Below are 25,435 nucleotides of genomic sequence, written 5' to 3'. Positions count from 1 at the left end.
CCAATCTTACAGGCAGGTTGCCCACGTGTTACTCACCCGTCCGCCGCTCGTTCCACAGGCGTCACCTCCGGAGAGGATCTGCCTGCTTCCCGCGCTCGACTTGCATGTATTAGGCACGCCGCCAGCGTTCGTCCTGAGCCAAGATCAAACTCTCCAAAAAAGTTTGTTCATAATTAACACCGTTAATTATGATGTCTTAGCTTACTCCAGAAGTTTCCTTCTGGTTATTTTTAAGAAAAAACAGTTGCATGTTTTCCTCTTGACATACTGGTTGTTTTGTTCAGTTTTCAAAGAGCAAATTAGTTTGCTGCTTTTGCGACAGCAACTCTTTCATTATACCAGTTTGATCAACTCAAGTCAAGAACTTTTTTCACTTAACTTTTTCGCTGTTCAAATTGGCGACTTTATTAATATACCATGCAAAGCATTGAGTGTCAACACTTTTTTTATTCATTTTATGAATTGCATTGGCAGTTGCCTTGTGAAGCAACGTTATTAAATTTACCACGTTTGTAATATGAAATCAAGGGGTTTTGTAAAGAAAATAAGACAAAATATTAATTTGTACTCTTTATTAAATTCTAATATTTAAATAAGCCTATTTTAATTCGTTATCTATTATAAATAATGTACCCAATTCCAACTAAATAAAACGTGAATATCGTTTGAATTATGCTTTGTACAATGTAACCATTAAACGTTAATCTTCTATATATAGGGAGAAAAAACGCAAGCGACCGAATAGAAACGTAGCGACTGGTGCGAGTCAACGAAGATAAAGGAAGCACGGCGAGCTTGCGAGCCGATGATGATTTATCGTAAGGCGATTCGTAAAGTCACTTCGTTTCTGGGCGCGGCAAATTATATACCTTCCTAAATCGAGTAGAGGGAGAAGCTAAGAGCTTATCGCCCCTCTCGCACCACCAGTACATACGGTTCCCGTATACGGCGGTTCAATTTATATCTCCGTGTGTACTTTTAGATAACGGTCTAAGACAAAAGGAATACCTCTTTGCCCCACACTCGTTTCTCCTTTCCTTTCACGTGACGAAGAACACTTCTATTTTGACTATCCTCCTGAGATACGCTCATACTTTCATCATTAACACATTCAGAAGTCTATCCTTCGTGCATTTCATGGCGTCACTATAAATGGTTCAGCCCTTCATGATTTTTTTCATCACTACTATGGCGTCGACTGACTTCTCACGATAAACACCTTGCGCTTCTCTAGTGGTTGGTTGATGTGTACCTCCACAGTGGACTTTCACCACCTAGATAGTCGCCATGCCTGGCGCACTTATAAAAAAGCAGAGAAAGGGAATAATCCACTTTCTCTGCTAACCATCTATTTATTCCGCATTTGCGGGAACAATAACACATCCCGAATAGACGGGGAATTCGTTAATAACATTACTAAACGATCAATACCTATACCCAGACCACCCGTTGGTGGCATTCCGTATTCTAACGCTTCTAAGAAATCACTATCCATAAGATGGGCTTCGTCATTTCCTTCTGCACGTTCTTTCACCTGTGCTTCAAAACGTTCACGTTGATCAATTGGGTCATTTAGCTCACTAAATGCATTAGCATGTTCACGGCCAACAATAAACAACTCAAATCGATCGGTAAAACGATCATCCTCTTTATTTTTCTTAGCTAAAGGAGAAATGGCTACAGGGTGACCGTAAATAAACGTAGGCTGTATTAGTCCTTCTTCAACTTTTTGTTCAAAGAATTCATTAACTACATGCCCAAAAGTCATAGTATCCGTTATTTCAACTCCATGCTCCTTCGCTAATGCCCGAGCCTCTTCATCAGTCATATGCTTCCAGAAATCTACACCCGTCTTCTTCTTAACCGCGTCAACCATGTGTAGCCTTGTCCATTCTGGTTCTAGATTAATTTCATAATCTCCATACGCTACCGTTGTAGAACCAAGTACTTCTTTCGCAATATGAGCAACTAAATTTTCGGTAAGGGACATGATATCATGATAATCGGCATATGCTTCATAGAGCTCGATCATTGTAAATTCAGGGTTATGTCTAGTTGAAACACCCTCATTTCGGAAAACACGTCCAATTTCATAGACTTTTTCCAATCCACCCACAATTAGCCTTTTCAAATGAAGCTCAATAGCAATTCGCATATACAAAGGGATGTCTAATGCATTATGATGCGTTTCAAACGGACGAGCAGAAGCACCACCAGGAATACCATGTAACATCGGGGTCTCTACCTCTAAGAAACCTTGTCCATCTAAATATCTGCGCATCGCTTGAATTATTTTACTTCTTAACACAAACGTTTCTTTACTTTCCATATTCGTAATCAAGTCTAAATAACGTTGTCGATAACGCTGTTCAATATCTTTTAAGCCATGGTACTTCTCAGGTAATGGTCGTAATGATTTTGTTAATAGGTGAAACTCAGTTACTTTAACAGACAGTTCACCAACCTTAGTTTTGAACATTATCCCAGTAACCCCGATTATATCTCCCATATCACTTGACTTAAAAATCTCATAAGCTTCTTCGCCTATCTTATCTTTACGAACATATAACTGAATTTGACCACTAATGTCTTGAATGTGAGCAAAGCCTGCTTTTCCTTTTCCGCGTTTGGTCATCATTCTTCCGGCAATGGTCACCTTTTCTTCCTTTTCTTCCAACTCTTCCTTTGAATAACGATCATATAATTCTTTTAATTCGTTTGCTACATGAGTTCGTGTGAATTTCCCACCGAAAGGATCTATTCCTTGGTCTATAATCTGCTCGAGCTTTTCACGCCGAACTCGCATATGTTCATTTAATTCCTCTGTCACCTTTATCACTCCAGTCCTTATCTATTATGTAAGTATAGCTGATTTAGATAAATCTTTCATGCCTCAAGCTTTCGCAATTAATGGTAAAAACCTACCAGAGGTTACTGACAGATTTTGAAATCCTTTGAATTTAGGAAGCTCTATTTACTTCCTCTTATTCATTCGCATTAGCATATAAAATACTAGTAGATCTGCATGCGTTTCAGCTTTATTAACGTCGCCTTTCCTTACCATTTTCACGTAGACCCGATACTAGGCAGAATGCTTACGAATTACCTCCATAGCTACTTTTAACAATTAGTGCCAATGAGGCTTCCATTTTGGATCGCTCATCCCCCTACCTAATTTCTTCATTTTTTTCGTTTGGTAAGCCATCCAAGAATTTATTATCCTCTTGTGGTACTTCTTGTAATGTCAGCTCCTCCTTAGAAACGGATAATGTCTCAGCAACTTTATCTAGTAATTCCTCTGATAATTCCTTCGAGCCACGTTCTACACCACCAATTGCGGAAAGAGGAACGCCTAATGCTTTTGCAAAATCTATTTGAGTATATCCTTTTAATTTACGAAATGCTTTTATTCGTCTGCCGATTCGTTTTTTGTCCATATAGCTACACCCTTTATGTCATTTCCCGGAAGCTCTTCTATTAAATCAGCAACACGCTTTTCCTTTACTGGTATTACTATATCTGGTGCTATTTCATTTAATGGAATAAGCACGAATGCACGCTCATGCATTCGCGGGTGCGGAATAATTAATCGCTCCGTTTTATTATTTTCTTGATTATACAGCAAAATGTCAAGGTCTATTGTTCGCGGACCAAAACGAATCGTCCGTTCCCTTCCCAATTCACGCTCTAGTTGCTGACAATAATCCAGTAACTCTAATGATGCAAGTGTCGTTTTTATCTCAATTACCATGTTAAGAAAATCGGCTTGATCCGTATACCCTACTGGAACTGTTTGATAAATGGATGATTGATTTATTATTGATATGTCTGGATGTTTACTTAGTTCATATAAACAGCTTTCTAAATATTGAATTCTTGGTTCAATATTGGTTCCTAATGCAAGATATGCCTTATTCATTTCGTCGTTTTCTCCCTATGTATTTCCACCGCAACAGAGTGATAGTGACCCGCTATTGGTGGATCTGGTTTAATAACTTTAATCGTACAAGCCTCCAGTAAATCGAAGGAGGTTAAGAGCTTATTGGCTATGCTTTCGGCAACTGCTTCGATTAGATTCTTGGCTTCGCCTTCGACTACTTCCTTTATATACGCATAGGCTTGTCCATAATGTATGGACTGATACATATTATCACTACTTCCGGCTTTAGATAAATCTAAAAACAAAGTAGCATCTACGTGAAAACGCTGGCCAAGTTTGTTTTCCTCAGGAAGTAAACCATGGAAACCGTAAAATTGTAAGTTATTTAAATATATTTTATCCATGTGTCAACCTCTTTTCACGCCCAGCATTGCATCCATCATCTGCGCAAGCTCTATATTTGTTTTCACATCATGAACACGCACCATATTGGCACCCTTCATAATTCCTAAGCAAGTAGTTGCACCTGTTCCTACGTCTCTTTCTTCAGGTGGTACGTTTAGGATATTCCCAATAAACCTTTTTCTTGAAGTTGCCAATAGTAGCGGATAGCCTAATTCTTGGAATACCTCCAATTGATTCAGCACGAGCAAATTGTCTTCAGCTGTTTTAGCAAATCCAATACCTGGATCAATGATAATATTATGGTCCAACACGCCAGCTTGTAATGCTATATCTATACTTTCTTGTATATCATTCAACATGTCCTCAATGATATTGTTATAATCTAAATCCGTTCGATTATGCATGAGAATGATAGGTACTTGATACTCACTTGCAACTTGAGCAATCGCCGGTTCTTTTTTTGCACCCCATACATCATTAATAATATCTGCACCAGCTTCAATTGCAGCTTTTGCTGTCTCAGCTTTATATGTATCAATGGATATCGGTATTTTTATTTTCTCTTTCACAGCCTTAATAATGGGAACTACGCGTTTAATTTCCTCCTCTTGAGAAACTGGTTCATGATTTGGCCGAGTAGATTCTCCACCAATATCAATAATATCCGCTCCTTGCTCCTCCATTTTCACAGCGTGTTCTACTGCTTTGTTAATTGTGTTGAAGCTTCCTCCATCAGAAAAGGAATCTGGAGTAACATTTAATATCCCCATTATATGTGTACGTTCATTTAGATCGTAGGTTTTCACTTTTGTAATTAGTTTCATACTGCCCCGTACCTTCTTTCCTGACATTTTCTCCCTTAATCGTATCACAGAACAAGCAAGCAGGCGACCCACTATAAACAAGAACAAAAGCACCCGATTAGAAATGTAGCGACTGGAGCGAGTCAACGAAGATAAAGGAATCACGGTGTGCTTGCGAGCTGATGTTGAATTATCGTAGGTTCATTCATGAACTCGCCTCGTTTCTAGGCGTTGGAGCTGGACGCAGCTCAACACTCTTTTATAATTTCCTAAACAATGAAAAAGCCAGTATCAAATATTAGATACTGGCGAAGGACAATCGCATTAATTATTCTTCTTCAAATTGATAAAGCGGAGTCGATAAATACCTTTCTCCATTATCTGGGAAAATAGCAAGAACCTTTTTCCCTTTCCCTAGTTTCTTCGCCACCTGCTTCGCAGCTGCAACAGCAGCTCCTGCAGAAATGCCACCAAGAATTCCGTTGGTAGTAGCTACTTCTCTAGAAGTTGCAAAGGCTTCTTCATTCTCGATGCGTAAAATTTCATCGTAGATGTCTGTATCTAATATTTTTGGTACGAAACCAGCACCAATTCCTTGAATTTTATGAGGTCCAGGAGTAGCCCCCGATAGCACAGCAGAAGCAGAAGGTTCTACCGCATAAATCTTTATTCCCTCAAAGTTTTCTTTCAAAACTTTTCCAGCTCCTGTTATGGTTCCTCCTGTACCAATCCCTGAGACGAATGCATCTAGGCCATCACCCATTTGCTCTACAATTTCTCTACCTGTCGTCCTTGCATGGACTTCCGGATTTGCTTCATTATTGAATTGCTGTGGCATAAAATAACCATTCTCTTTTTGTAATGCTTCCGCTTTATTAATAGCGCCTTTCATCCCCTCAGCTCCAGGAGTTAACACAAGTTTTGCACCATAGGCGCGTAAAAGATTGCGGCGCTCTTGACTCATCGTGTCAGGCATTACAAGCACAGCCTTATACCCCTTTGCTGCAGCTACCATCGCTAAACCGATACCTGTATTACCGCTAGTCGGTTCAATAATGGTATCTCCTGCTTCCAATTCTCCAGACTTTTCAGCCGCCTCGATCATTGCTAAGGCAATACGATCCTTAACAGAGCTACCTGGGTTCATAAATTCAAGCTTCACATAGATGTCAGCACTGTCAGCGTCTGTCACATTATTTAATTTTACTATTGGTGTTCCACCAATAAGTTCAGCTATATTATTAGCTACCTTCACTACATCCCCTCCTAATTCCTAGTTATTTTGTATGATTAATTATAATGTACGTTTTACCCAGCTAAATGTCAACTAATACGGAATATTTAGGCATTCGTCTACTTATTTTGTCCATCGACTATTGTTACGTGCTATTCTTCTCCATATAACCAATCAATCTCCATCTCTTCCCATAGTGGAGTGGCATCTAACGACTGGTTTTGTTTATGTAATGCTAATTCACTCTTTATATACGGTTTCATCTCTTCATACGTAAATGTAATAGATGGTAGCTTGCGATGAAGATAAAGAATTACCACACCATCATCAGCTACAAATGGTTTACTATAAGAATGCTCTTCTATATTCTCAGCAACTTCTGCATAGCCATTAGGAAAGAATTGACTAGTTGTATAAATAAAGCCAAGATATCCACCTTCTGCTTTAGAGGATTCATCAATTGAATATTCTCGAGCTAATAGCTTGAATGAGGCACCTGATTCCAATTCTTGATAAACTTTATTTGCTGTTTCCATATTATCTACTACGATATGTGAAATTTGCATAGAAGATGTAAAGTTATATTGATCACCATATGTATTATAATGATTCTTTATTTCTTGCTCTGGAATAGGTGTCCCCTCTGTTAAAAGCATTTCCAATTGATACCTGTATGTAATATCTTCTTCCCATTGCTTCTCTAACTTTTCATAAGTTGACGCTGAAGTCACACCCTGCATCGTAGTTAACATAGCTATTTCTCTAGCTATAACCTTATCACTAATTTTTAGTCCTTTGTCCGCTGCTAATTGTTGTACAACTGCTTGATCTATCATTGATCGTAAATGCTTTTTTCCATAGTTGTTTCGAAGCGAGTCACTCCATTGAGCGAAGCTGATGTCATCATTTCCAATGATTGCCACCTCATCATTACTACTCAACTTCCTTCCATCGCCAACATTAACCCCTTCATTACGCCAAATTAATAAAGTAGCAATATTCGTTATTAAAAGTATTATAATGACACCTAGCAATAGTTTTTTCGACATGGATACTAGCTCCCCCTGTACGCTGAACAAGGTATTATTCAACACTTGTTAACTTAACGAACTACTTTCTCAGTTTTACAAATCTACAAATGAGCTGTCTCCAACATCAATCAAAAGGATTTTAGCACATTCAATTCGACACAATGAGACAGCCTCTTCAAAATACTACCCTTTTAAAGCTTCTAACTCTTCCTCCGTAAACTGATATGTTTGATTACAGAAATGGCAACTTGCCTCTGCCCCATGATCTTCATCAATCATATTTTGAATTTCTTTATCACCCAACCCTTTTATTGCTCGCTCAAGTCGTTCTTTTGAACATTTGCAGCGAAATTCCATAGGAACGGTTTCATGAATTTTTACTTGATTCTCTCCAAATAACCGATGCAGAATTTGTTCAGGTGTATTTCCTTCACGAATCAATGTAGAAATCGGTGGCAATTCTTGAATTTTCTCCTCTAACTGACTAATCACTTCTTCACTAGCACCAGGCATAACCTGTACTATGAACCCCCCTGCAGCTAGAATACTATGATCTGGATTCACCAATACACCAGCACCAACAGCTGAAGGAACTTGCTCAGAATTAGCAAAATAATACGTAAAATCTTCGCTAATTTCCCCGGAAATAATCGGAACCTCTCCCGTGAAAAAATCTTTTAATCCTAAATCTTTAATCACGCTTATATTACCTTCAGTACCAACAGCTCTTGCCACATCTAATTTTCCATTTGCATTTAATTCAAAATCAACATGTGGATTTACCACATATCCTCGAACCTCACCCTTTGCATTCGCATCTGCAATAATACCTCCTAAGGGGCCATCTCCCATTACCTTTGTCGTAATGGAGTCCTCTCCTTTCAGCATAGCTCCCATCATACCTGCAATCGTTATCGTTCTACCAAGAGCAGCAGATGCTGTTGCCCATGAATCGTGTCTTCTTCTTGCCTCTTCTACCGTATCTGTAGAAGTTGTCGCGTAAGCACGAACCATTCCATTATATGCTGTAGCTTTAATTATAAAGTCCTTCATGTTGTAAAACTCCTTTCTAATTAACCTTATTCTTATAATTGCTTATTTTTATGATAAATGAGATAAAGCCCCTTTAACGTTAGATATGGATCTACATGCTGTATAGTCTGGGATTCATGAGCAATTAACGAAGCCAAGCCGCCAGTAGCAACTACTTTTGCATTCACACCCATTTCCGCTTCAATTCGTCTGACAATGCCATCAACTTGTCCAACATAGCCGTAGAATACACCCGATTGCATTGCCTCAACCGTGGACGAACCAACAACATGATCAGGGGCTTGAATTTCAATTTTCGGTAACTTAGAAGCCTTACTATACAGTGCTTCCATCGATATATTTATACCAGGAGATATGACACCACCATGATATTCTTGTTGATCATTGATATAGCAAAACGTAGTTGCCGTCCCAAAATCAATTATTATTAATGGTGCACCAAATGTTTCGATTGCGCCTACTGCATTTACTATACGATCTGCTCCAATTTCTCTAGGGTTAGGATAACGCATCTTTAGAAAGGAATGAACCGACTCCTTCCCAATTATCATAGGCTCCAGATGAAAATAGTCTTTACACATTTTCTCCAAAGCAAACATAATGGGTGGAACAACAGATGAAATGATAATACCCTTCATATCCGAAAGTGTAATTTCTTTATGGTCAAACAACGATTTGACAAGCATGCCGAACTCATCCTCTGTTTTATAACGATCCGTTTTTATCCGCCATTGGTGCTTTAATTGATCTCCTTCAAATACACCTAATACTGTGTTAGTGTTACCCACATCAAGTACAAACAACATGCTTTCCCATACCTTTCTCTACGACAAAATTTACAATTAGTCTGCAACATAATTTCATTTTTTAATATACCATACATAGTTATGAATATATAACAAACAGACTATAAACTTTATGGCAATAAGCTCTTAGGAAGGAATGAGCTTGGAAATATACGAATACTTATAGGAGTATAATTACCGCAACACGCATGAAATATGTTCGCATTCCGTGGAACGGTCTCAGCTACCTTGGCAAAGAAATACACGTGGCCAAGTGAAGCTTTGGAATCATGCTGTTCCCGCAAAATAAGAGAGGATTCGTCTGTTATAAATCGCTCGCAGGAAAAGCGCTCTTCTTTTTCAAGGAGTCTCGCATATTTCAGCTACTAGTTTAATCAAAAAACGAACTATAATTAATTTCAACTAATTATAGTTCGTTTCTATTGTTTATTATTTACTTTTATCTCAAACTCTAGATATTCATTTCTATTTATAGTTATTTGTAATGACGTTATTTTTTGTTATCCGTTTCATCATTTGATGATGGCTTATTATCGGTAGTAATTTCATCTGTTGAAGTAGGCTTGTTATCTGTTGTAATTCCATCTTTGTCTAAGTTCTTGTCTACTTTTGCTTTTGCCTCTTCAAACGTTTCTGGAGTATCTTCTTTATCATTAGATTGGATATTTACTTTAACCGATTCATCATCTTTTTCTGTGTCTTCAATCGGATCAGGTTCAGGTAGTTTTCCATCTTCAAACAGTGATTTTATTTGTTTAGCATCTAGCGTTTCTACTTCAAGCAATGTTTGGGCAATAAGCTCTAGCTTATCCTTATGCTCAGTAAGAATCTTCTTCGCACGATCATAACAATAATTTATAAAGTTCTGCATCTCTTGATCAATTTCATGAGCAATCGCATCACTGTAGTTTTGTTCATTGTTCAGATCACGACCAAGGAATACTTCACCACCACCATTTGTAAACTGCAATGGCCCAATTTTATCACTCATTCCATACTCCGTAATCATTTTACGTGCAATTCCTGTAGCACGTTGAAAGTCATTGTGTGCTCCAGTACTTACCTCTCCGAACATAATTTCTTCCGCAACTCGACCACCTAATAACCCAGTAATTTTATCAAATAATTCCGGTTTGGTCATAAAGTATCGGTCTTCTCTCGGTAACATTACAGCATATCCACCAGCTTGACCACGTGGTACAATGGTAACCTTATGAACCATATCTGCATCATCTAGAACCATACCAATCACCGTGTGTCCACTTTCATGGTGAGCTACAATATTGCGTTCTTTCTTAGAAATAACTCTACTTTTCTTAGCCGGACCAGCAATGACACGATCAATAGCTTCATCAACATCCAGCATATTTATCGTTTTTCGATCCTGTCTAGCAGCTACTAGTGCTGCTTCATTTAGTAAATTCTCTAAGTCTGCACCAGAGAAGCCTGGTGTACGCATAGCTATCGTTTGCAGATCTACATTATCAGCCAATGGTTTATTTCTTGCATGAACCTGTAATACCTCTTCACGTCCTTTAACGTCTGGACGATCAACTGTAATTTGACGGTCAAAACGTCCCGGACGAAGCAGAGCAGGGTCTAGAATATCTGCACGGTTTGTTGCTGCAATGATAATAATTCCTTCATTGACACCAAAACCATCCATTTCAACTAAAAGCTGGTTCAACGTTTGTTCACGTTCATCATGTCCACCGCCAAGTCCAGCTCCACGTTGTCTACCTACTGCATCAATTTCATCTATAAATATAATACAAGGCGCATTCTTTTTCGCATTTTCAAATAAATCACGTACACGGGACGCACCAACACCAACAAACATCTCCACAAAGTCAGAACCACTAATAGAGAAGAATGGTGTACCTGCTTCACCCGCTACAGCACGAGCAAGTAGCGTTTTACCAGTTCCCGGAGGTCCTACTAAAAGTACCCCTTTAGGGATTCTTGCACCAACGGCTGAGAACTTACGTGGATCTTTCAAAAATTCCACTACCTCAACAAGCTCTTGCTTTTCCTCATCTGCTCCTGCTACATCTTTAAAACGGACTTTTTTCTTGTCTTCACTGTACATTTTCGCCTTACTTTTACCAAAGTTCATGACTCGGCCACCGCCGCCGCCACCTTGGGCTTGACTAAGTATAAACAGGAAGAACAGTCCGATGATCAAGAACGGAATCATTGTTGTTAAGAATGTTACCCACGCGCTTGGTTGTTCTTCTTCTTCTACGTTAAGCACACTTTGATCGTTTGCTTGCTCTGTAATTGACGCTATAATGTCCGTATTATCAGGAACTTGAGCAATAAATTTTTTATCCTCATCATTTAAAGTCCCTTCAAAACGAATAATACCATTTGCTGGTTGCATCGTCATTTCTTGTATTTCGCCATTATTTAAAGCATCCATAAACTGCTTTACATTATATTGTTTTGCTTCTTCATTTTGTCCATTGAATACCCCAATGACTCCTATAATAACGAAGAATATAAGTATCCAAAAGAACACATTCCGAAATATCCGGTTCATTACTTACCTCCTCCCAAGCGGGGAAAAACTATATAACATCGTATCATATAAAAAAGTTGAAATACAACTAATTTCACTTGAAAAATCAGCATTTTATTTCCAAGGTTTATTTCATTCTTCCACTTGATTATTTTTATTATTCGCCACCATAAATCTCTGGTTTCAAAACACCTATATATGGCAAATTTCTATATTTTTCTTGATAATCTAATCCATAGCCAACAACAAATTCATTAGGTACTTCGAACCCAACTATATCCGCTTTAATTGCAGCTGTTCTTCCAGATGGCTTATCTAGTAATGTGACAATTTTAATTGATTTTGCCTTCCTATACTTAAACAGGTCTACCAAGTAGCTTAGAGTTAATCCACTATCAATGATATCTTCTATTATGAGCAAATCGCGACCTTCAACTTTAGTATCTAGATCTTTTACGATTTTCACTTCCCCAGAAGAGCGCATCTCTCCTCCATAGCTAGAAACATCCATGAAGTCCATTTCCAAATGGGTATGCATATGTCGTAGAATATCAGACATGAATGGCATTGCACCCTTTAGAACTCCAATTGCAAGCGGAAATCTCCCATCATATTCCTCGGTTAATTGTTGTCCTAGCTCTTTACACTTGCTTGCGATTTCCTCCTCCGATATTAGTACCTCTTGAATATCATTATGCATATTCTGCTCCTCCTACATGTTGCCTTTTTCATAATTTAATTGTATAAATGCGGCATTATCTGCCTGTTTCTCAAGTAGTCCCTTTTTTAAACCAACCAACCATAGGATTTCTCCATTATTATCTGTGATAATTGGCCAAGTGCCCCGTTCAGATCGAGGTATTTTTGCATCAATAAAAATATCCTTCACCTTTTTACTTCCCTGTAGCCCTTTCCAGCGCATTTTATCTCCGTGCTTTCTGGTACGTATATGTAACGGAAGAGCCGCCTGCCCGCTTTGTAAAATAAAGGTCTGTTCTGACTGCTCTTGATATTCATCCACGTATTCAGTAGTGAATACTGATCCATCAGGTAAAACAGTTTTGCCTGGGATCTTTAATAACATATGATATGAATCTGTATGGAGGTCATCCTGGAAGTGACACTTTAGCTGGTTATATGCCTTCTCTACTTTTAAGCCAGAGGGAAAATCTAGTTGCGCATTACCTGTTTTTCGATGCAATAATGCAAAAAATTGCTCCTCGTGGACATAGGATAAGTCCTTAGGTAAATCAGTATACAGATAGTTTAATATTAGATGAAAGGCCCGTCTTTGTAAAGCAAATGCGTACGTTTTAAACAGCTTAATTTCAAATGAAACCTGGCATCTTTCCTTATCAAACATCACAATTGTATCGACCATTTCTTGTGCTTGTCTATTTAAATACGCTTGATCGGCCTCTAACGTTTCACTAAGATGCTGTATGGTAGTATGTATATTACTATTTTTCTCTTTTATTAATGGAAGTACGTGTTTTCGGAAATAATTCCTTGTATAGGTTGTCTCATGATTCGAAGGGTCAAGCCTCGGTTTAATATGATGCACTTCACAATAATTCCATATTTGTTCTTTCGTTACGCAGAGAAAAGGTCGAACAATAGCACCCGTAGCAAAATCCCGCTTAACAGGAATACCTGCTAATGCTTGTGAATCTGCTGAACGTACCATACGCATGAGCATCGTTTCTGCCTGATCGTCACCATGATGGCCGAGCATTAGCAAATCGGCATTATATAATTCCATTTGCTCTTCAAAGAACTTATATCGTAATTTTCTTGCCGCTAGTTGTGTTCCTAGTTTGTGCTTCTTTTTATAGGACGGTACATCAACAGAGGTTCCTACAAATTCGATATCCCACGTTTTACAAAATCGCTTAACATATCGAAGATCCTCAAGGGATGCTTCCCCTCTCAGTTGGTGATCGACAGTTACGGCGATTATACGTATTTCCCATTCCTGCCTTATCGAATGGAGGTAATGGAGAAGTGCTAACGAATCTGGTCCCCCTGATACACCTACTAGGACTGTTGCCTGCTTTGTTAACAAGTGATGTTTTTTTATAAAATGAGTAATCATCGTTTTCATTATGTCCATCTCCAACACAACATTTCTACTTTTATCCTATCACAACTAGGATCACTGAAAAAGCAAAGAAATTAAATAGTAGGCTCCCGCTAGAATAGAAATACCTCCGGCCTCTAGCAAAAAGGGAGCTTCTTTTTCTTGTTGGATTTGCTTCCTAGTTTTTTGCTTTTTTTTCTGCGTATCATGAATTACCTGTAACATCTCTCTTTTCATTTGTGAACTAGAAGCATATTTACCTGCTAGTGCCTTCTTTAAGACATTCCGATATGGGCGTAGTCCTCTTGCTTCATCCAGCTTGCGAAATAGAAGCTTCTCCGGTTGAGAACCTTTGACAAAACGTTTTGGATAATAGACATGAATGAATGCCATCGTAAAAGCAAATAAATCATAACTTGGTTCTGCTCTTCTTGATCCCATTTCCCAATAACCACGATCATAAAACTCGGTATACTCTTTGATCGCTCTTCCTGTTTGTGTTGTTCCTCCAACATCTACCCAACGCACACGTGGCGGAGAGGAGACGATTAATAGGTTATCTAATTTTAAATCGCCGAAAACCCATCCTTGTTGATGAAGCTGTTCGAGATCCTCCAACAGCTGTACCATGAAAACCCCGGCCCATTCCTTACCATGGCGATGGATATAGGAGGCCATCGATTCACCTTGCAAATATTCCATTACATAGAATGAATATTTAGTACCTATTGGAGCCGTCCAATCGTCTACATCCAATAAAGAAGGTCCAAGACGATTTCCTTGGACCTTACCGAGTGACCGGAGCACATTAACCTCAACCGTCATGGAAGAACGTTTATCACTAATTTTCAATGCAGCTAATTTGCCGTTTGCTTCACAAAGGTATACAGAACCAATGGCTCCAGCGCCAAGCTTTCTTTTGATAACATACGTTTGTTTATGCCACTTCCCCTGGATATGCATTCCAGAGTGGATATCACTATTAAGCTTCTTCCATTCCTGGTTCATCTTCATCTCTAAAGCTCCTTAGTAAGCTTTTCTTACCAAACTGATACATTGCTTCTCGAATAGCAGGACCTGTAGGAGTAATGCCACCACTTGTTAGTTTTGGAAAAATGGTAGAGATAGAATCTAAAGCAGGTGACCAATCAAATACCTTTTGTATATCTTTTCGTTTTCCAGGAAAACTAAAAATTGCAAAGCGATTACGACCAATACGTGCGTTTAAACTAATAGATAGATCAATTAATGCTTCTTTAACGGTTGGAAGCTTATCATGCATACTTGCACTCGTATCAACTAATACTAATACTTCCAGATCACACGTCTCCCCCATATCTTCTACTACTTCCATTATTTCTCCGCGCTTTTCCGGCTCAAGATCCTCTAGTGACTGATCCTGTCCTAAAATCTGCTGTAATTCTTTATTTACAAAACCCTGCAGTGTTTGGGTCATCGCTTGTTTAGTCACCGTTTGTACTGTCTGAGATAATGCTTGTTTATAGACAAGCTGGCTAACACCACCACCTGATAATGCAATGTCTTCAACTTCTTTTAAACCTTCGGGTTGTTCGCTCTGTTCATCCTCTAATATTCCAATTACATTTACAGTGATTCCTTGTTGATAAGCCAAAGAAGCTGTAGCCGAAGGATCTTCTCCTTTGTTTGAGCATCCATCTGTAATTAACAAGATTTGCTTCAGTGTACCTTTTCTCAACGTCATCTACCTCCCAACTATTAATACCATCTTCACCACTTTTTATGTGATCTATACATGGTCTAGTTAGGATGGAAGGTAAATACGTACTATATCCTTCACTGAGCTTGATCATGATAAATTGGTACAGAAGTCCATTTAGGTATATTCTTCATTACTTTAGCAACTACCACGGTCATATCATCCTCAATTTCTCCCGACCTAGTGCGAATAACTTCTTCTAAAACTAAATCAGCAATTTCCTGAGGATCGTCGGTCTTCATTTCTCTTATTTTTCGTTTTAACCATACATCCGTATTTTCCACGTGCTTTGGCCCATCAAAAATACCATCACTCATCATAATCAATAAATCTTCCGACATTAACTGTTCACTAACAATATCTACATCAAACTCCTGAATAATCCCCATAGGGAGATTACTAGCTTCCACTTTAATTAATTGATCTCCCCGTTTAATAAAGCTAGGTGTTGAGCCTATTTTTAAAAAGCGAACGAAAGCATTGTGTAAGTCAATTACCGCCAAATCGAGTGTAGCAAACATCTCATCTGTAGATCGTAGCGATAAAATTGAGTTGATCGATTTAATCGCTACTTTTTCTGGTATTCCAGTCTGTAAAATTTGTTGAAGCAACCTTAATGTCTCAACGCTCTCCTCCTGAGCCCTTAAACCATTGCCCATACCATCACTAATAGCCATAGCGTATTTCCCTGCACCAAGCTCTATGGTTGTATAACTATCTCCAGATACAAGCCCTCCACCTTTCGCAGCATTAGCAGCACCTGTCTCAACGACAAATTCTCTTGCTGAACCAAACGCTAAATAACTATACCCATTTGGAAATGGGGCAATTTCTTCCTGTTTCACAACAACAATCTCTTTCAAAATATCAGACAATACAGGGGCAATCAGTTTAGAACCTTCACCATGATATTCATAAAAGGTTAATGTCATTTCAATATCTACGTTTCCTTTATCTAAGCGATAAATTTCTAGCTTTTCCAGTTCAATCCCCATTTGCTTCAACGCATGTACAATCTGCATTTCTTGTTGTTCATGATGCTGCCGTTCCTTTAATATTTCCTTTGCGAAATCCTCCATCACCTCCGAAACTCCTTGCAATTGATCAGCTACAAGTTTTTTACTTTCTAATACTTGTTGTTTTAATTTTTGATTGGCTTCAAAGTAAGACATCTCCTCCTTCATTACATCAACAACTTTTTGAGGCTTCACACAATAATTTTCAAACTCACGTGCTGTTTTCCTGCTTGGTTTTCCGTTTTCCCCCATATCTTCTTTCATTTGTTCCATTAATGTATATGTTTTATCAAATTGTTTTTGCCAACACCTTTCCTTCATAAAGCAATTTTGACAGGTTTTCTCCGTTACTTGACTTAAAAAGTAATCGGTTTCTCTTCTTGACTCTTGATCATCTTCGCTCGGACCATCTGTGATGGTAAAGCTCTTAGACAAAGCTTGAAAAACATCTGAAAATTGTTCAACACGTTTAGCGGTTACATTTCGCACCTTTTGTAAATATTGTTCCTGTTCATTCGTATATTCTTCTGTTCCAGGTATGAACCTTGAAAGTTTTCTAAACCAGCTAGCAGGTGTAAGCAAGAAGATTAAAATAGCAATGGATGACTCGATGATCGATGGGACTAACTGGTTCGCATCGCCGTAGATTCCAATTAAAAACGTTCCAACAAATAGGCCAACAGCAACGCCTGGTTTCCTACCTTCTTTTAATAGTCCTCCTAAGAGACCTGAAAAAGCGAGTAAGCTCATTTGATAAAGGTTTGCTACATTTGCTAGAGACAAGATGAGTCCAGCAACCACGCCGACTGTTGAGCCAATCGCGGCCCCACCGACATATGCTAAAATGAGCACAAAATAGCGAGAGAATATCTGCTCGAAGGAAGCCCCATAAAACTCCCAGCCAATCGTACCAGTAAGTATAGAGGCAATGAGTATGATCATACATACGATCTCTTCATTCTTTAATGCGGGGTTATATCTTTTTGGTGATAATAATGGAATGCTCTGCATAAAAATTAATACTAATACGGTTCCTAATACTCCTTCTACGAAAACCAGCATCCAGTCATAAGCAGATAGCTGTTGACTAATGGAATACTGAAATAACCTTGTTGCTATCGTAGATAAAAATACAAATAACGGGATAAGCATCTGTTGATTCTTCGCCTGCTTAAATAAACCACCCATAAAGACAAAAACCAGTATGGCCAGAGCGATAAAGATACTATGATTTACAGAATAGCTTAAAGCACCCAATAGCACAGCAAGTATGGTTTTTAATGTTTTTTCCTTATGGACAAGCCAAATTGTAGCTAAAAAAGCAACTGCAAAAGGAGAGACAACGGATAGAATCACAGCTCGTCCCAATAAAAAACCGATCATATAAAAAAGCCATCCTCTTTCCAGCAATACCCCTTTCATCTTTGCATATAGCCGGTTTCGGAGCTTGTCCATTTGTTTTGATCTTTCTGCTCCCAATACTTTCGGTTCCATTCTTGAAATTGAATCCATCATAACTACCACTCCCTCTTTGTGCATATCATTAAATCACAATATGCCTTCTATTTTTGTCAAAACAAGAGAGCGTTTCATAAGAATCGTTCGACGACTTTCTATTCTTCAAACAGGTTTCAACACGAACACGCGTGTGGAAGGATTAAAACAGCACAAAAACGAATGCCAGTAGGTATTGAATCGTCCATTACTTTATCCAGCAAGTGAAGGCATTTTCACCTATTGCCTTATGTAAAAAGTTTTGGCGAATTCTGAACCTTTCTAACTAAACATCCTCTATTTATCGAAAAATAAAGCAGTTTTCGAGTTTTATTACATAGTTGGTGATATCGTTACGATATAGATTACGTAGGAAAATCGTGGTCAGACTGGAATTTAATTAAAGCATTGAGAAATGAATGGCCTATTATTTCTGGCTTGAAATAAAGTCTAACTGAATTTACTTGATAGATTAACGCACTTAATAATTATAGAAAAAACGATATTGCTTTAGTTACATATTACTTAATGAACCAAATAAAATCATTATAGCTAGAATAAAAACTACCGATATAGAGCTGATAAATAAACGTCTTTCCCTTACGATATTGAATACACCTTTATAAAAAGAATCTATCATTAAAATTAAAACAAAGACAACAGGATAAGCCATTATAAATGTTAATCCCTTATTCATCGTTGGACTGAAATCTAAATTATTTACACTCAACACAGCTACTAGGATAAAAACAAATAAAATAAGGGTTCCTATCATTAAAGTATGGAAGGGGTTGTTCCATATTCCTTTTTCAAATAGGGAAGGATACTTTTTAATAATTAAGCTTAAAATGACATATATTGTCATTGTTACAATCAAAGTTGCTATAACAAAAAACAAACTATTTATATAGTTATTTTCTACATCTAGCTTATAATCAATAGTTAGAAATAAGATAGGAAGAAAAGCAAGTACAATTAAAATTATTAGTCTATTCCTTATTTCTTTCTTCAACGTAGTGTTACCTCATTTCTCCGTTCAGTTTAATAATGGAAAGAGGCTGGGGCAAAACACAACTTCTTTACTCAAAACACGAATAATCATGTTATCAATAGGAGTATCATCGCCGCACCGTGAAGATATACGCTCTTTCCGTGGGCACGGCCTAAGCTAACTTGGTAAAGAAAAACACGTTACCAAGTGGATCTTCGGACTCGTGTTGTTCCCGCCGGAGTCTCGCTTATTTCAGGTGCTAAATGAATGATTCTAAACAAAAAACGAAAAGATAATTGACTTCGACTAAACATTGTTCGTTTTTTATTGTTTCTTCATTAGTTTTGTCTCAGCCTCATCCTTTCCTATATCGTACAATGCTTTTTCATTTTATCATAACGGAGATAGTTATTTGTAAAAAACCAAGCTTATTAAATATTAAAGTACCGTATTCTTTACTATTTGTATTCTCTATTGTGTAAGTCGATTTGGGCAGGGCTCTTAATTAAATTACTTATATTGCCTGTGATTCTTTCGATTTTCTTATAAGAAAGCTATTGACAGAGTCTTAAACCTGCTGTATTATATTTTCTGTTGGCTTATTTGGCGGTGTAGCTCAGCTGGCGAGAGCGTACGGTTCATACCCGTGAGGTCGGGGGTTCGATCCCCTCCGCCGCCATTATTTAGTAAAACCTGTTGCATAAGCAAAGCAGCAGGTTTTTTTGTTATATCGGTCTACCTTACACTATAAAATCAGAACAAAAGCGTAAGCGTCCGATTAGAAACGTAGCGACTGGAGCGAGTCAACAAAGATAAAGGAATCACGGTGAGCTTGCGAGCCGATGACGACTTAGATTAGGGCAATTCGTGAAGTCGCCCTCGTTTCTGGGCGCTGGAGCTGCTGCAACTCAACACGCCCATATGGATCCACATGGGCAAATTTTATATTTTCCGGTATTTTCCTAAACAATTAAAAAGAGAGGTTGGAACATAAAAGTTCCAACCTCTCTTTTTGTCGTATTTATATATAGAGCATTATTGTATAGACAGCAACTGCTATCCTCTCTTAGCACCTCGACCCCCGCGTTTGGATTCCGTGTGCTTCTTCAAAGAGGCAAGACGGTCCTCAGAATCCTTAAGGAAGCGATTCATTTTTGACTCAAAAGACTCCGTCCGTTCACGGTTATCTCGCTGACGTTTTGGTTTATCTATTGCTTTTTTTATAGACAAGCCAATCTTCCCGTCCTTCTCGACATTAATAACTTTCACCTTCACTTCATCTCCAACAGAAAGGTGATCGTTAATGTCTTTCACATAGTTGTCAGCAACCTCACTAATGTGAACAAGCCCAGTAGTACCTTGTTCAAGCTCTACAAAGGCCCCGAAATTAGTGATACCAGTTACCTTTCCTTGCAGCTTGCTGCCTACTTCAATTGACATAAAAAAAATGCTCCTCCTTAGAATTTTTAAGAAACTAATATATGGTCACAATGATGCACCATTAGCTTACTACTATATTATAGCCAAGCAGACAAAAGTGTGTCAATATGATGGCTTCTCATCGGGAAGTTTGAAAATTAATTCGCCCTCTTTAGAGAAGAAATAATTTGTTCTAGCAATTTGCAATACATAATCCTCATCATTTAAAAGCTCTACTTCCTCTTGCAAATTGGCTTCTTGCTTTTCTAAGCTTGTCAATTCCTTTTGTAAGGCTTGATATTCTTCCGTCTTTTCTGCATGAAGTACACGTTGTTTAAAATGGTACGTCGCCATGGTCCCTATTGCTATTACTGCAATCAGAGAAAATAACACAAGCCGGCGAATTAGCCGCTTCTTCTTCCGTCTCTGCCTTTCTATGTAAGCATCATATTGCTGCATATAATTAGAATCTAATCTCGTTACTGTTTGTTTGTCTGAAGCCAAAGCTCGTTACCTCCTCTTAAACCTAACATACTTCACTACTTTTATACATATATTCTTCATTTTACTATAAAATCCTGCTATTTTAAAAAGAAATAATTGAACTTTTTTAGGCAATAGTCCGTATATAGCTTGAATTATCCACTTAATTGGCGTAATGATTACAGTTAAAATAAAAAGAAGAATCGTACCAACAACTTTACATAGCCAAACAATAAAGGTATATATAAGTTTCACGATCCACGTAATTGGAGATATGATAAGAGCTTGTACTATATTTTCAAAAAATCGATAAACTGCCGCAATAATACGAATGATCTGCTCCAGTACTTTTCTATATACGTTTGCAGCAGCAACCTGATAAAAGGCAAACCCCAATAAACAAGCAGCAAATATATAGAACCTTAGTTCACCACCATTTACCCGGAATAAAACATAAAATAATAGCATTGTCTGCATTAACCAAAAGCAAATTTCCATAACATAAGTCAGGATTCTTCTATTTTTCCAATATGGTGTAAATCGACGAAATGTATCCTGAATTAAACCAAGATAAAATCCGCCTGTAATCATAGTAATCATTGTGAGGAATTGCGTACTTAAGCTCATTTAAATAACTTGCTAAAGAACCCTTTAGCTTTCTCCTGCTGCTCATCTACATAGGAAAGCTCATATATTTTTCCTTTTATGGTTACTAACCCTTCATTTACATCAAGGTTTTTTAGATGTAAATTTTGCCCGCGGACAATCAGATAACCCATAACTGTCTCCAATAGAAACTCCTCGTTATCAAAGCTATCTACTTCTTTGACACCTGTTATTTCTAAATTTTTTCGATTATTAACTTTTACAGAATGATCCGTTTGCACACGTGTTATATTTTCCTTATTCTCATAATAATTCATCGTAATAGCCCTCCTTATCATTATTACTTTATGAAAGGAGGGACAAGTATAGAACTGTGTAACCTAATTATTTAATTTCTCTTCTTTTAAAACGGTATACAATGTTTCTGCTTCTTCTTTTCTAACAGTTTCTTTCAAATTATTGATCTTAATCGTTACAAGTTTCTGACCAAATTTAATGGTAAGCTCATCTCCAGCTGTAACTGTTGATGATGCCTTTGCTTGGTTACCGTTAATCGTAATTCTTCCTTGGTCCGCTACTTCTTTAGCTAATGTTCGCCGTTTGATTAATCGAGAAACCTTTAAGAATTTATCTAATCTCATTGAATTTTACTCCCCTTCTTTCGCCTTGTCCCATAATGCATCCATTTCTTCTAAAGTTGCATGCTGAATATCGATTTGTCTTTTCTCTAATTGTTGCTCAATATAGGAAAAGCGAGATTGAAATTTTGCATTTGTACGATTTAGCGCTACCTCTGGATTAATTTTATAGTACCTAGATAGGTTCGCAAGTACAAATAGAATATCTCCAAACTCTTTTTCCATTTCTACATTTTCATTCTTTTGCACCGCTTCTTTAAATTCGTTTAACTCCTCATCAAGTTTAGCCCAAATATCTACCGAGTTTTCCCAATCAAACCCTATCTTCGCGGCTTTCTTTTGGAGTTGATAAGCCTTCGCCAGTGACGGAAGTTGTTTTGCTACACCATCCAATATAGATTTACGCACATTCCCTTTCTCTTCCTGCTTCAGCTCGTCCCAATTTTTGTACACTTCATCTACTGTATCTACCGTAGCATCCTTAAACACATGAGGATGTCGATGTATCATTTTATTCGTAATCGATCGAATAACGTCATCTACTGTAAAATAGCCATCATCTTCACCAATTTGACTATGGAGCATGACTTGGAGTAACACATCTCCAAGCTCCTCAACAATTCCTTCATCATCCGCTTGATCAATAGCATCCAGTAGCTCATAGACCTCTTCAATGGCATACTCACGTAATGTTTCATGTGTCTGTTCTTTATCCCACGGACAACCTTCCGGGCTACGCAATATTCGAATAACCTTACGTAGTTGTTCAAAGCTATGATGAAGAACATTATCCGGTGCTGGCGGAATATAAATACTTGTTAAATTACTTATATCCATTGCATGATCCAGTTCCTCTAAAGAAATAGTTTTTTTGGCTTCATCTTTACTGCCGGCAGCTTCAACAATTGTAATAGGATAATCAGCTGGTAAGTCTTCTAGTAATGTTAGTTTAACATCGGAAGCAATAAAACGATCATACACCTGACAGAAAATAAGGTGATTTCGATAATTCAATTGATCTCGTTCAAATGATGTACCATCTATGAACTGAAAACCTTCAATTGGATCGATTTGCAGTGCAGTAAATAGATCATCCAAATAGCTATGTCCGCCTACAATTTCAACCTCTACTTCCTGTTGTTGGAGTAATAATTGAACCGTCTTTTCTGCAAGCATTGGATGTCCAGGAACTGTATAGATAACATTCTGCTTCGCTGCTTTCTGTAAAAGAAGGCTTACAATACTTGAATAAACATTATCAAATTGACTTTCCGCTTCATAAATACTATCAAAAGAAAGAAAACGTACGCCTTCTTCTTGCAAAGCTTTGACAGCTGGATGGTCTAAAGTCCGTGTATAGACCGCTTCTTTCGCATGTGATAGCTTTTTATATATACCAAATGAAAGCTGCTCCAGATCGCCCGCTCCCAATCCTATAATTTCAATTTTATTCATATTATTTCCTCCTGCTTTGTAGTTTCATCAAGAACGTACGAAACGGTAGCATTCGTAGTTCCTGCTCAGAAAATGCTCGTAACTTTATTAAACAATAGCCATATAGAGCTGCCCCCATAATTGAGATAAAAACGACATATACCAACAAGCCGATACGAGATATATTTAGCCAAGGCAGGATAATAAAATGACCACATAAGACAAACAATGCCATCGCACTAATAGCTACAAATAGCGGACGCCACTGAAGAAATTTCAAAAGGTTTAAATGGGGAAGCTTCCTTCTTAGCTCTCGTAATACAATCATACATAACACAAGTAAGGAGATAATCGTTGCCACCGCACTACCTGTTATTCCCAGCCAAGGGATCAGCACTTGATTAGCTATCCATTTGACAAAAAAAGCTATAAGAATAAACCCAGCAATGCGCTTTATAAAGCCAAGACCTTGCAAAACCGCTGCCGCTGTTATAGAAATTGAGCTTAGTAATATGGAAATCATTAATAGCTGCAAATTTCCTGTACTCTGGTTATCCTGAAAAAGTAGCCGATTTACTTCAGGAAAAATAGTGATCAACCCAATCGTTGCTCCAACAGCTAGATAGATACTAAATAATAAAGCACCACGTATATAACTATAAAAGGTAATTGGATCATTTTTTAGCTTTTTCTTTGATATAGTAGGAATTAAAGCTAACGCAAAGGATGAACCAAGTATAGTTCCAAGCTGGATTAATGGTTGTCCACGGTCAAAGATACCCTTCGCCTCCATTGCTGCTTCTTTCGATAAACCAGCCTTTAGTAGACTTGGAATAACTGTGAATGTATCGGCAAATTGAATAACTAATAAGACCATATGATTTAACGCTGCTGCAACACCTAATATAAGAATGGTCCGCACGTAATAATTCCAAGGGATGTTAAATTCCTGATTTGTATAGGGCTTTTTCCTCCAAAAGAATACACTAAGGACAATAATCGCAGTCCCTGCACCTAATATGGATGCAAATACAGCGGCTTTCCCAATGTGATAAAGCGGATAATCATTCATACTAATTAATATCGCCGTAGCAATAATAATTGCTACACGTATCAGTTGTTCAGCAACCTGTGAATAAGCTGTTGGTTTCATTACATATGTACCCTGAAACACACCTCGAAGCAATGCCGAAAAGGGAACGAATAAGCAAGTAAACGCAGCTAATTGATAGATCGAGGTAAGTTTTTCATCACCTATCCACTCCGAAATATAGGATGCATTAAAAAACAAAAATAAAAACAATGAACCACTTATAAGTAATAAAATGAAACCAATTGGAAGATAGAAGCTTTTAAGCGAAAGACCTTTACCTTGTGCTTTTAATTCTACTGCCATTTTAGAAATAGCTGATGGGAACCCATAAAATGATAATACAAAAATAATACCTAATATCGGATATACTTGCTGGTATACATAAAAACCGATATCCCCTGTAAGATTTTGCAAAGGAATTCGATAACCAGCGCTCAATAATTTACTAATTAATCCAGCCAATGTAAGCAGGAAAGCTCCCTTTACTAGCTGGTTTGTTTCATTTCCATTCATGATTTACTTCCTTTAATCCTACACTTTATACATCATTATAGCATAGTTCAATACCAAACATTTGCATTCTAAATATGCTACTATATAACTATAAGAAAAACGGAGCAAAATTCGCTCAGCCTTATCACTACATGCTCAGATTTACGCTTCCTCTAGTAGCTATTATGGAATAATAGCTACTGCTTGACCACCACTCC

At 37.8% G+C, this 25,435-nt stretch carries 23 protein-coding genes, 1 tRNA gene and 1 rRNA gene; 1 reads left to right on the top strand and 24 read right to left on the bottom strand.

All coding sequences use genetic code 11. The features are described 5' to 3' along the window. From ABDZ84_RS07225 to ABDZ84_RS07145, 17 genes are all read right to left on the bottom strand, one after another. A 16S ribosomal RNA gene (locus ABDZ84_RS07225) occupies positions 1-160 on the bottom strand; the annotation flags it as partial. Positions 161-1,348: 1,188 nt separating this feature from the next. Then, positions 1,349-2,830 (bottom strand): lysine--tRNA ligase, encoded by a 1,482-nt coding sequence (gene lysS, locus ABDZ84_RS07220; protein ID WP_026680204.1) that lies wholly within the window; start codon positions 2,828-2,830, stop codon positions 1,349-1,351. 337 nt (positions 2,831-3,167) lie between these two features. Continuing rightward, on the bottom strand, positions 3,168-3,437 hold the full coding sequence (locus tag ABDZ84_RS07215; RefSeq protein WP_051388261.1) for a helix-turn-helix domain-containing protein: 270 nt from the start codon (positions 3,435-3,437) through the stop codon (positions 3,168-3,170). Beyond that, entirely contained in the window at positions 3,407-3,919 is a 513-nt protein-coding gene (gene folK / locus ABDZ84_RS07210; protein WP_026680203.1) for a 2-amino-4-hydroxy-6-hydroxymethyldihydropteridine diphosphokinase, read from the bottom strand. Before folK ends, ABDZ84_RS07215 begins: the two co-directional genes overlap by 31 nt. Continuing rightward, positions 3,916-4,284: a dihydroneopterin aldolase gene (folB, locus tag ABDZ84_RS07205; RefSeq protein ID WP_026680202.1), complete on the bottom strand. Its 369-nt coding sequence runs from the start codon at positions 4,282-4,284 to the stop codon at positions 3,916-3,918. The genes folK and folB overlap by 4 nt, the downstream gene beginning before the upstream one ends. A 3-nt stretch (positions 4,285-4,287) precedes the next feature. Then, positions 4,288-5,109 carry a dihydropteroate synthase gene (gene folP, locus ABDZ84_RS07200; protein ID WP_343780713.1) on the bottom strand — a complete coding sequence of 274 codons (822 nt, stop codon included), beginning with the start codon at positions 5,107-5,109 and terminating at the stop codon, positions 4,288-4,290. A 307-nt stretch (positions 5,110-5,416) separates the two neighbouring features. Beyond that, positions 5,417-6,343 carry a cysteine synthase A gene (cysK, locus tag ABDZ84_RS07195; RefSeq protein WP_121604283.1) on the bottom strand — a complete coding sequence of 309 codons (927 nt, stop codon included), beginning with the start codon at positions 6,341-6,343 and terminating at the stop codon, positions 5,417-5,419. Between the two features lie 131 nt (positions 6,344-6,474). Then, on the bottom strand, positions 6,475-7,371 hold the full coding sequence (locus ABDZ84_RS07190) for a peptidylprolyl isomerase (RefSeq protein WP_026680199.1): 897 nt from the start codon (positions 7,369-7,371) through the stop codon (positions 6,475-6,477). Between the two features lie 165 nt (positions 7,372-7,536). Then, entirely contained in the window at positions 7,537-8,406 is an 870-nt protein-coding gene (gene hslO, locus ABDZ84_RS07185) for an Hsp33 family molecular chaperone HslO (RefSeq protein ID WP_026680198.1), read from the bottom strand. Between the two features lie 32 nt (positions 8,407-8,438). Further along, the gene (locus ABDZ84_RS07180) at positions 8,439-9,212 is read right to left on the bottom strand and encodes a type III pantothenate kinase (protein ID WP_026680197.1); all 774 of its coding nucleotides are present in this window, start codon (positions 9,210-9,212) and stop codon (positions 8,439-8,441) included. Between the two features lie 490 nt (positions 9,213-9,702). Then, positions 9,703-11,754, bottom strand: coding sequence for an ATP-dependent zinc metalloprotease FtsH (ftsH, locus tag ABDZ84_RS07175; protein WP_026680196.1), 2,052 nt, complete (start codon positions 11,752-11,754; stop codon positions 9,703-9,705). Positions 11,755-11,890: 136 nt separating this feature from the next. Next, complete coding sequence (gene hpt / locus ABDZ84_RS07170) at positions 11,891-12,433, bottom strand: hypoxanthine phosphoribosyltransferase (RefSeq protein ID WP_026680195.1); 543 nt, start codon at positions 12,431-12,433, stop codon at positions 11,891-11,893. Positions 12,434-12,445: 12 nt separating this feature from the next. Next, positions 12,446-13,837 carry a tRNA lysidine(34) synthetase TilS gene (tilS, locus tag ABDZ84_RS07165; RefSeq protein ID WP_121604281.1) on the bottom strand — a complete coding sequence of 464 codons (1,392 nt, stop codon included), beginning with the start codon at positions 13,835-13,837 and terminating at the stop codon, positions 12,446-12,448. Positions 13,838-13,888: 51 nt separating this feature from the next. After that, positions 13,889-14,827 (bottom strand): protein kinase domain-containing protein, encoded by a 939-nt coding sequence (locus tag ABDZ84_RS07160; RefSeq protein WP_205389403.1) that lies wholly within the window; start codon positions 14,825-14,827, stop codon positions 13,889-13,891. Next, the gene (locus ABDZ84_RS07155; RefSeq protein ID WP_026680192.1) at positions 14,796-15,530 is read right to left on the bottom strand and encodes a VWA domain-containing protein; all 735 of its coding nucleotides are present in this window, start codon (positions 15,528-15,530) and stop codon (positions 14,796-14,798) included. The genes ABDZ84_RS07160 and ABDZ84_RS07155 overlap by 32 nt, the downstream gene beginning before the upstream one ends. A gap of 98 nt (positions 15,531-15,628) precedes the next feature. Beyond that, complete coding sequence (spoIIE, locus tag ABDZ84_RS07150; protein WP_205389402.1) at positions 15,629-18,082, bottom strand: stage II sporulation protein E; 2,454 nt, start codon at positions 18,080-18,082, stop codon at positions 15,629-15,631. A gap of 493 nt (positions 18,083-18,575) precedes the next feature. Further along, a complete protein-coding gene (locus ABDZ84_RS07145; protein WP_026680190.1) occupies positions 18,576-19,073 on the bottom strand; it encodes a hypothetical protein in 498 nt (165 codons plus the stop codon). Between the two features lie 584 nt (positions 19,074-19,657). On the opposite strand from ABDZ84_RS07145, the gene ABDZ84_RS07140 reads away from it, so the two are divergent. Then, positions 19,658-19,731 (top strand) — tRNA-Met (locus ABDZ84_RS07140). Positions 19,732-20,108: 377 nt separating this feature from the next. On the opposite strand, the gene ABDZ84_RS07135 is transcribed toward ABDZ84_RS07140, so the two are convergent. The 7 genes from ABDZ84_RS07135 to ABDZ84_RS07105 form a co-directional block, all read right to left on the bottom strand. Next, on the bottom strand, positions 20,109-20,492 hold the full coding sequence (locus tag ABDZ84_RS07135) for a S1 domain-containing RNA-binding protein (protein WP_026680189.1): 384 nt from the start codon (positions 20,490-20,492) through the stop codon (positions 20,109-20,111). Positions 20,493-20,594: 102 nt separating this feature from the next. Continuing rightward, positions 20,595-20,930: an FtsB family cell division protein gene (locus ABDZ84_RS07130; RefSeq protein ID WP_371414008.1), complete on the bottom strand. Its 336-nt coding sequence runs from the start codon at positions 20,928-20,930 to the stop codon at positions 20,595-20,597. A 51-nt stretch (positions 20,931-20,981) separates the two neighbouring features. After that, positions 20,982-21,581: a spore cortex biosynthesis protein YabQ gene (yabQ, locus tag ABDZ84_RS07125; protein ID WP_026680187.1), complete on the bottom strand. Its 600-nt coding sequence runs from the start codon at positions 21,579-21,581 to the stop codon at positions 20,982-20,984. Beyond that, positions 21,578-21,877 (bottom strand): sporulation protein YabP, encoded by a 300-nt coding sequence (gene yabP / locus ABDZ84_RS07120; RefSeq protein ID WP_026680186.1) that lies wholly within the window; start codon positions 21,875-21,877, stop codon positions 21,578-21,580. The genes yabQ and yabP overlap by 4 nt, the downstream gene beginning before the upstream one ends. A 63-nt stretch (positions 21,878-21,940) precedes the next feature. Next, positions 21,941-22,201 (bottom strand): RNA-binding S4 domain-containing protein, encoded by a 261-nt coding sequence (locus ABDZ84_RS07115; protein ID WP_026680185.1) that lies wholly within the window; start codon positions 22,199-22,201, stop codon positions 21,941-21,943. A 6-nt stretch (positions 22,202-22,207) separates the two neighbouring features. Next, on the bottom strand, positions 22,208-23,653 hold the full coding sequence (gene yabN, locus ABDZ84_RS07110; RefSeq protein WP_026680184.1) for a bifunctional methyltransferase/pyrophosphohydrolase YabN: 1,446 nt from the start codon (positions 23,651-23,653) through the stop codon (positions 22,208-22,210). A gap of 1 nt (position 23,654) precedes the next feature. Next, positions 23,655-25,238: a putative polysaccharide biosynthesis protein gene (locus tag ABDZ84_RS07105; protein WP_034678566.1), complete on the bottom strand. Its 1,584-nt coding sequence runs from the start codon at positions 25,236-25,238 to the stop codon at positions 23,655-23,657. Positions 25,239-25,435 lie beyond the last annotated feature (197 nt).

Source organism: Virgibacillus salarius (assembly GCF_039521925.1).
GTDB lineage: Bacteria > Bacillota > Bacilli > Bacillales > Amphibacillaceae > Virgibacillus > Virgibacillus salarius.
The sequence above is the reverse complement of the archived record's forward strand: the minus strand, read 5'-3'. Positions and strand labels throughout refer to the sequence as shown.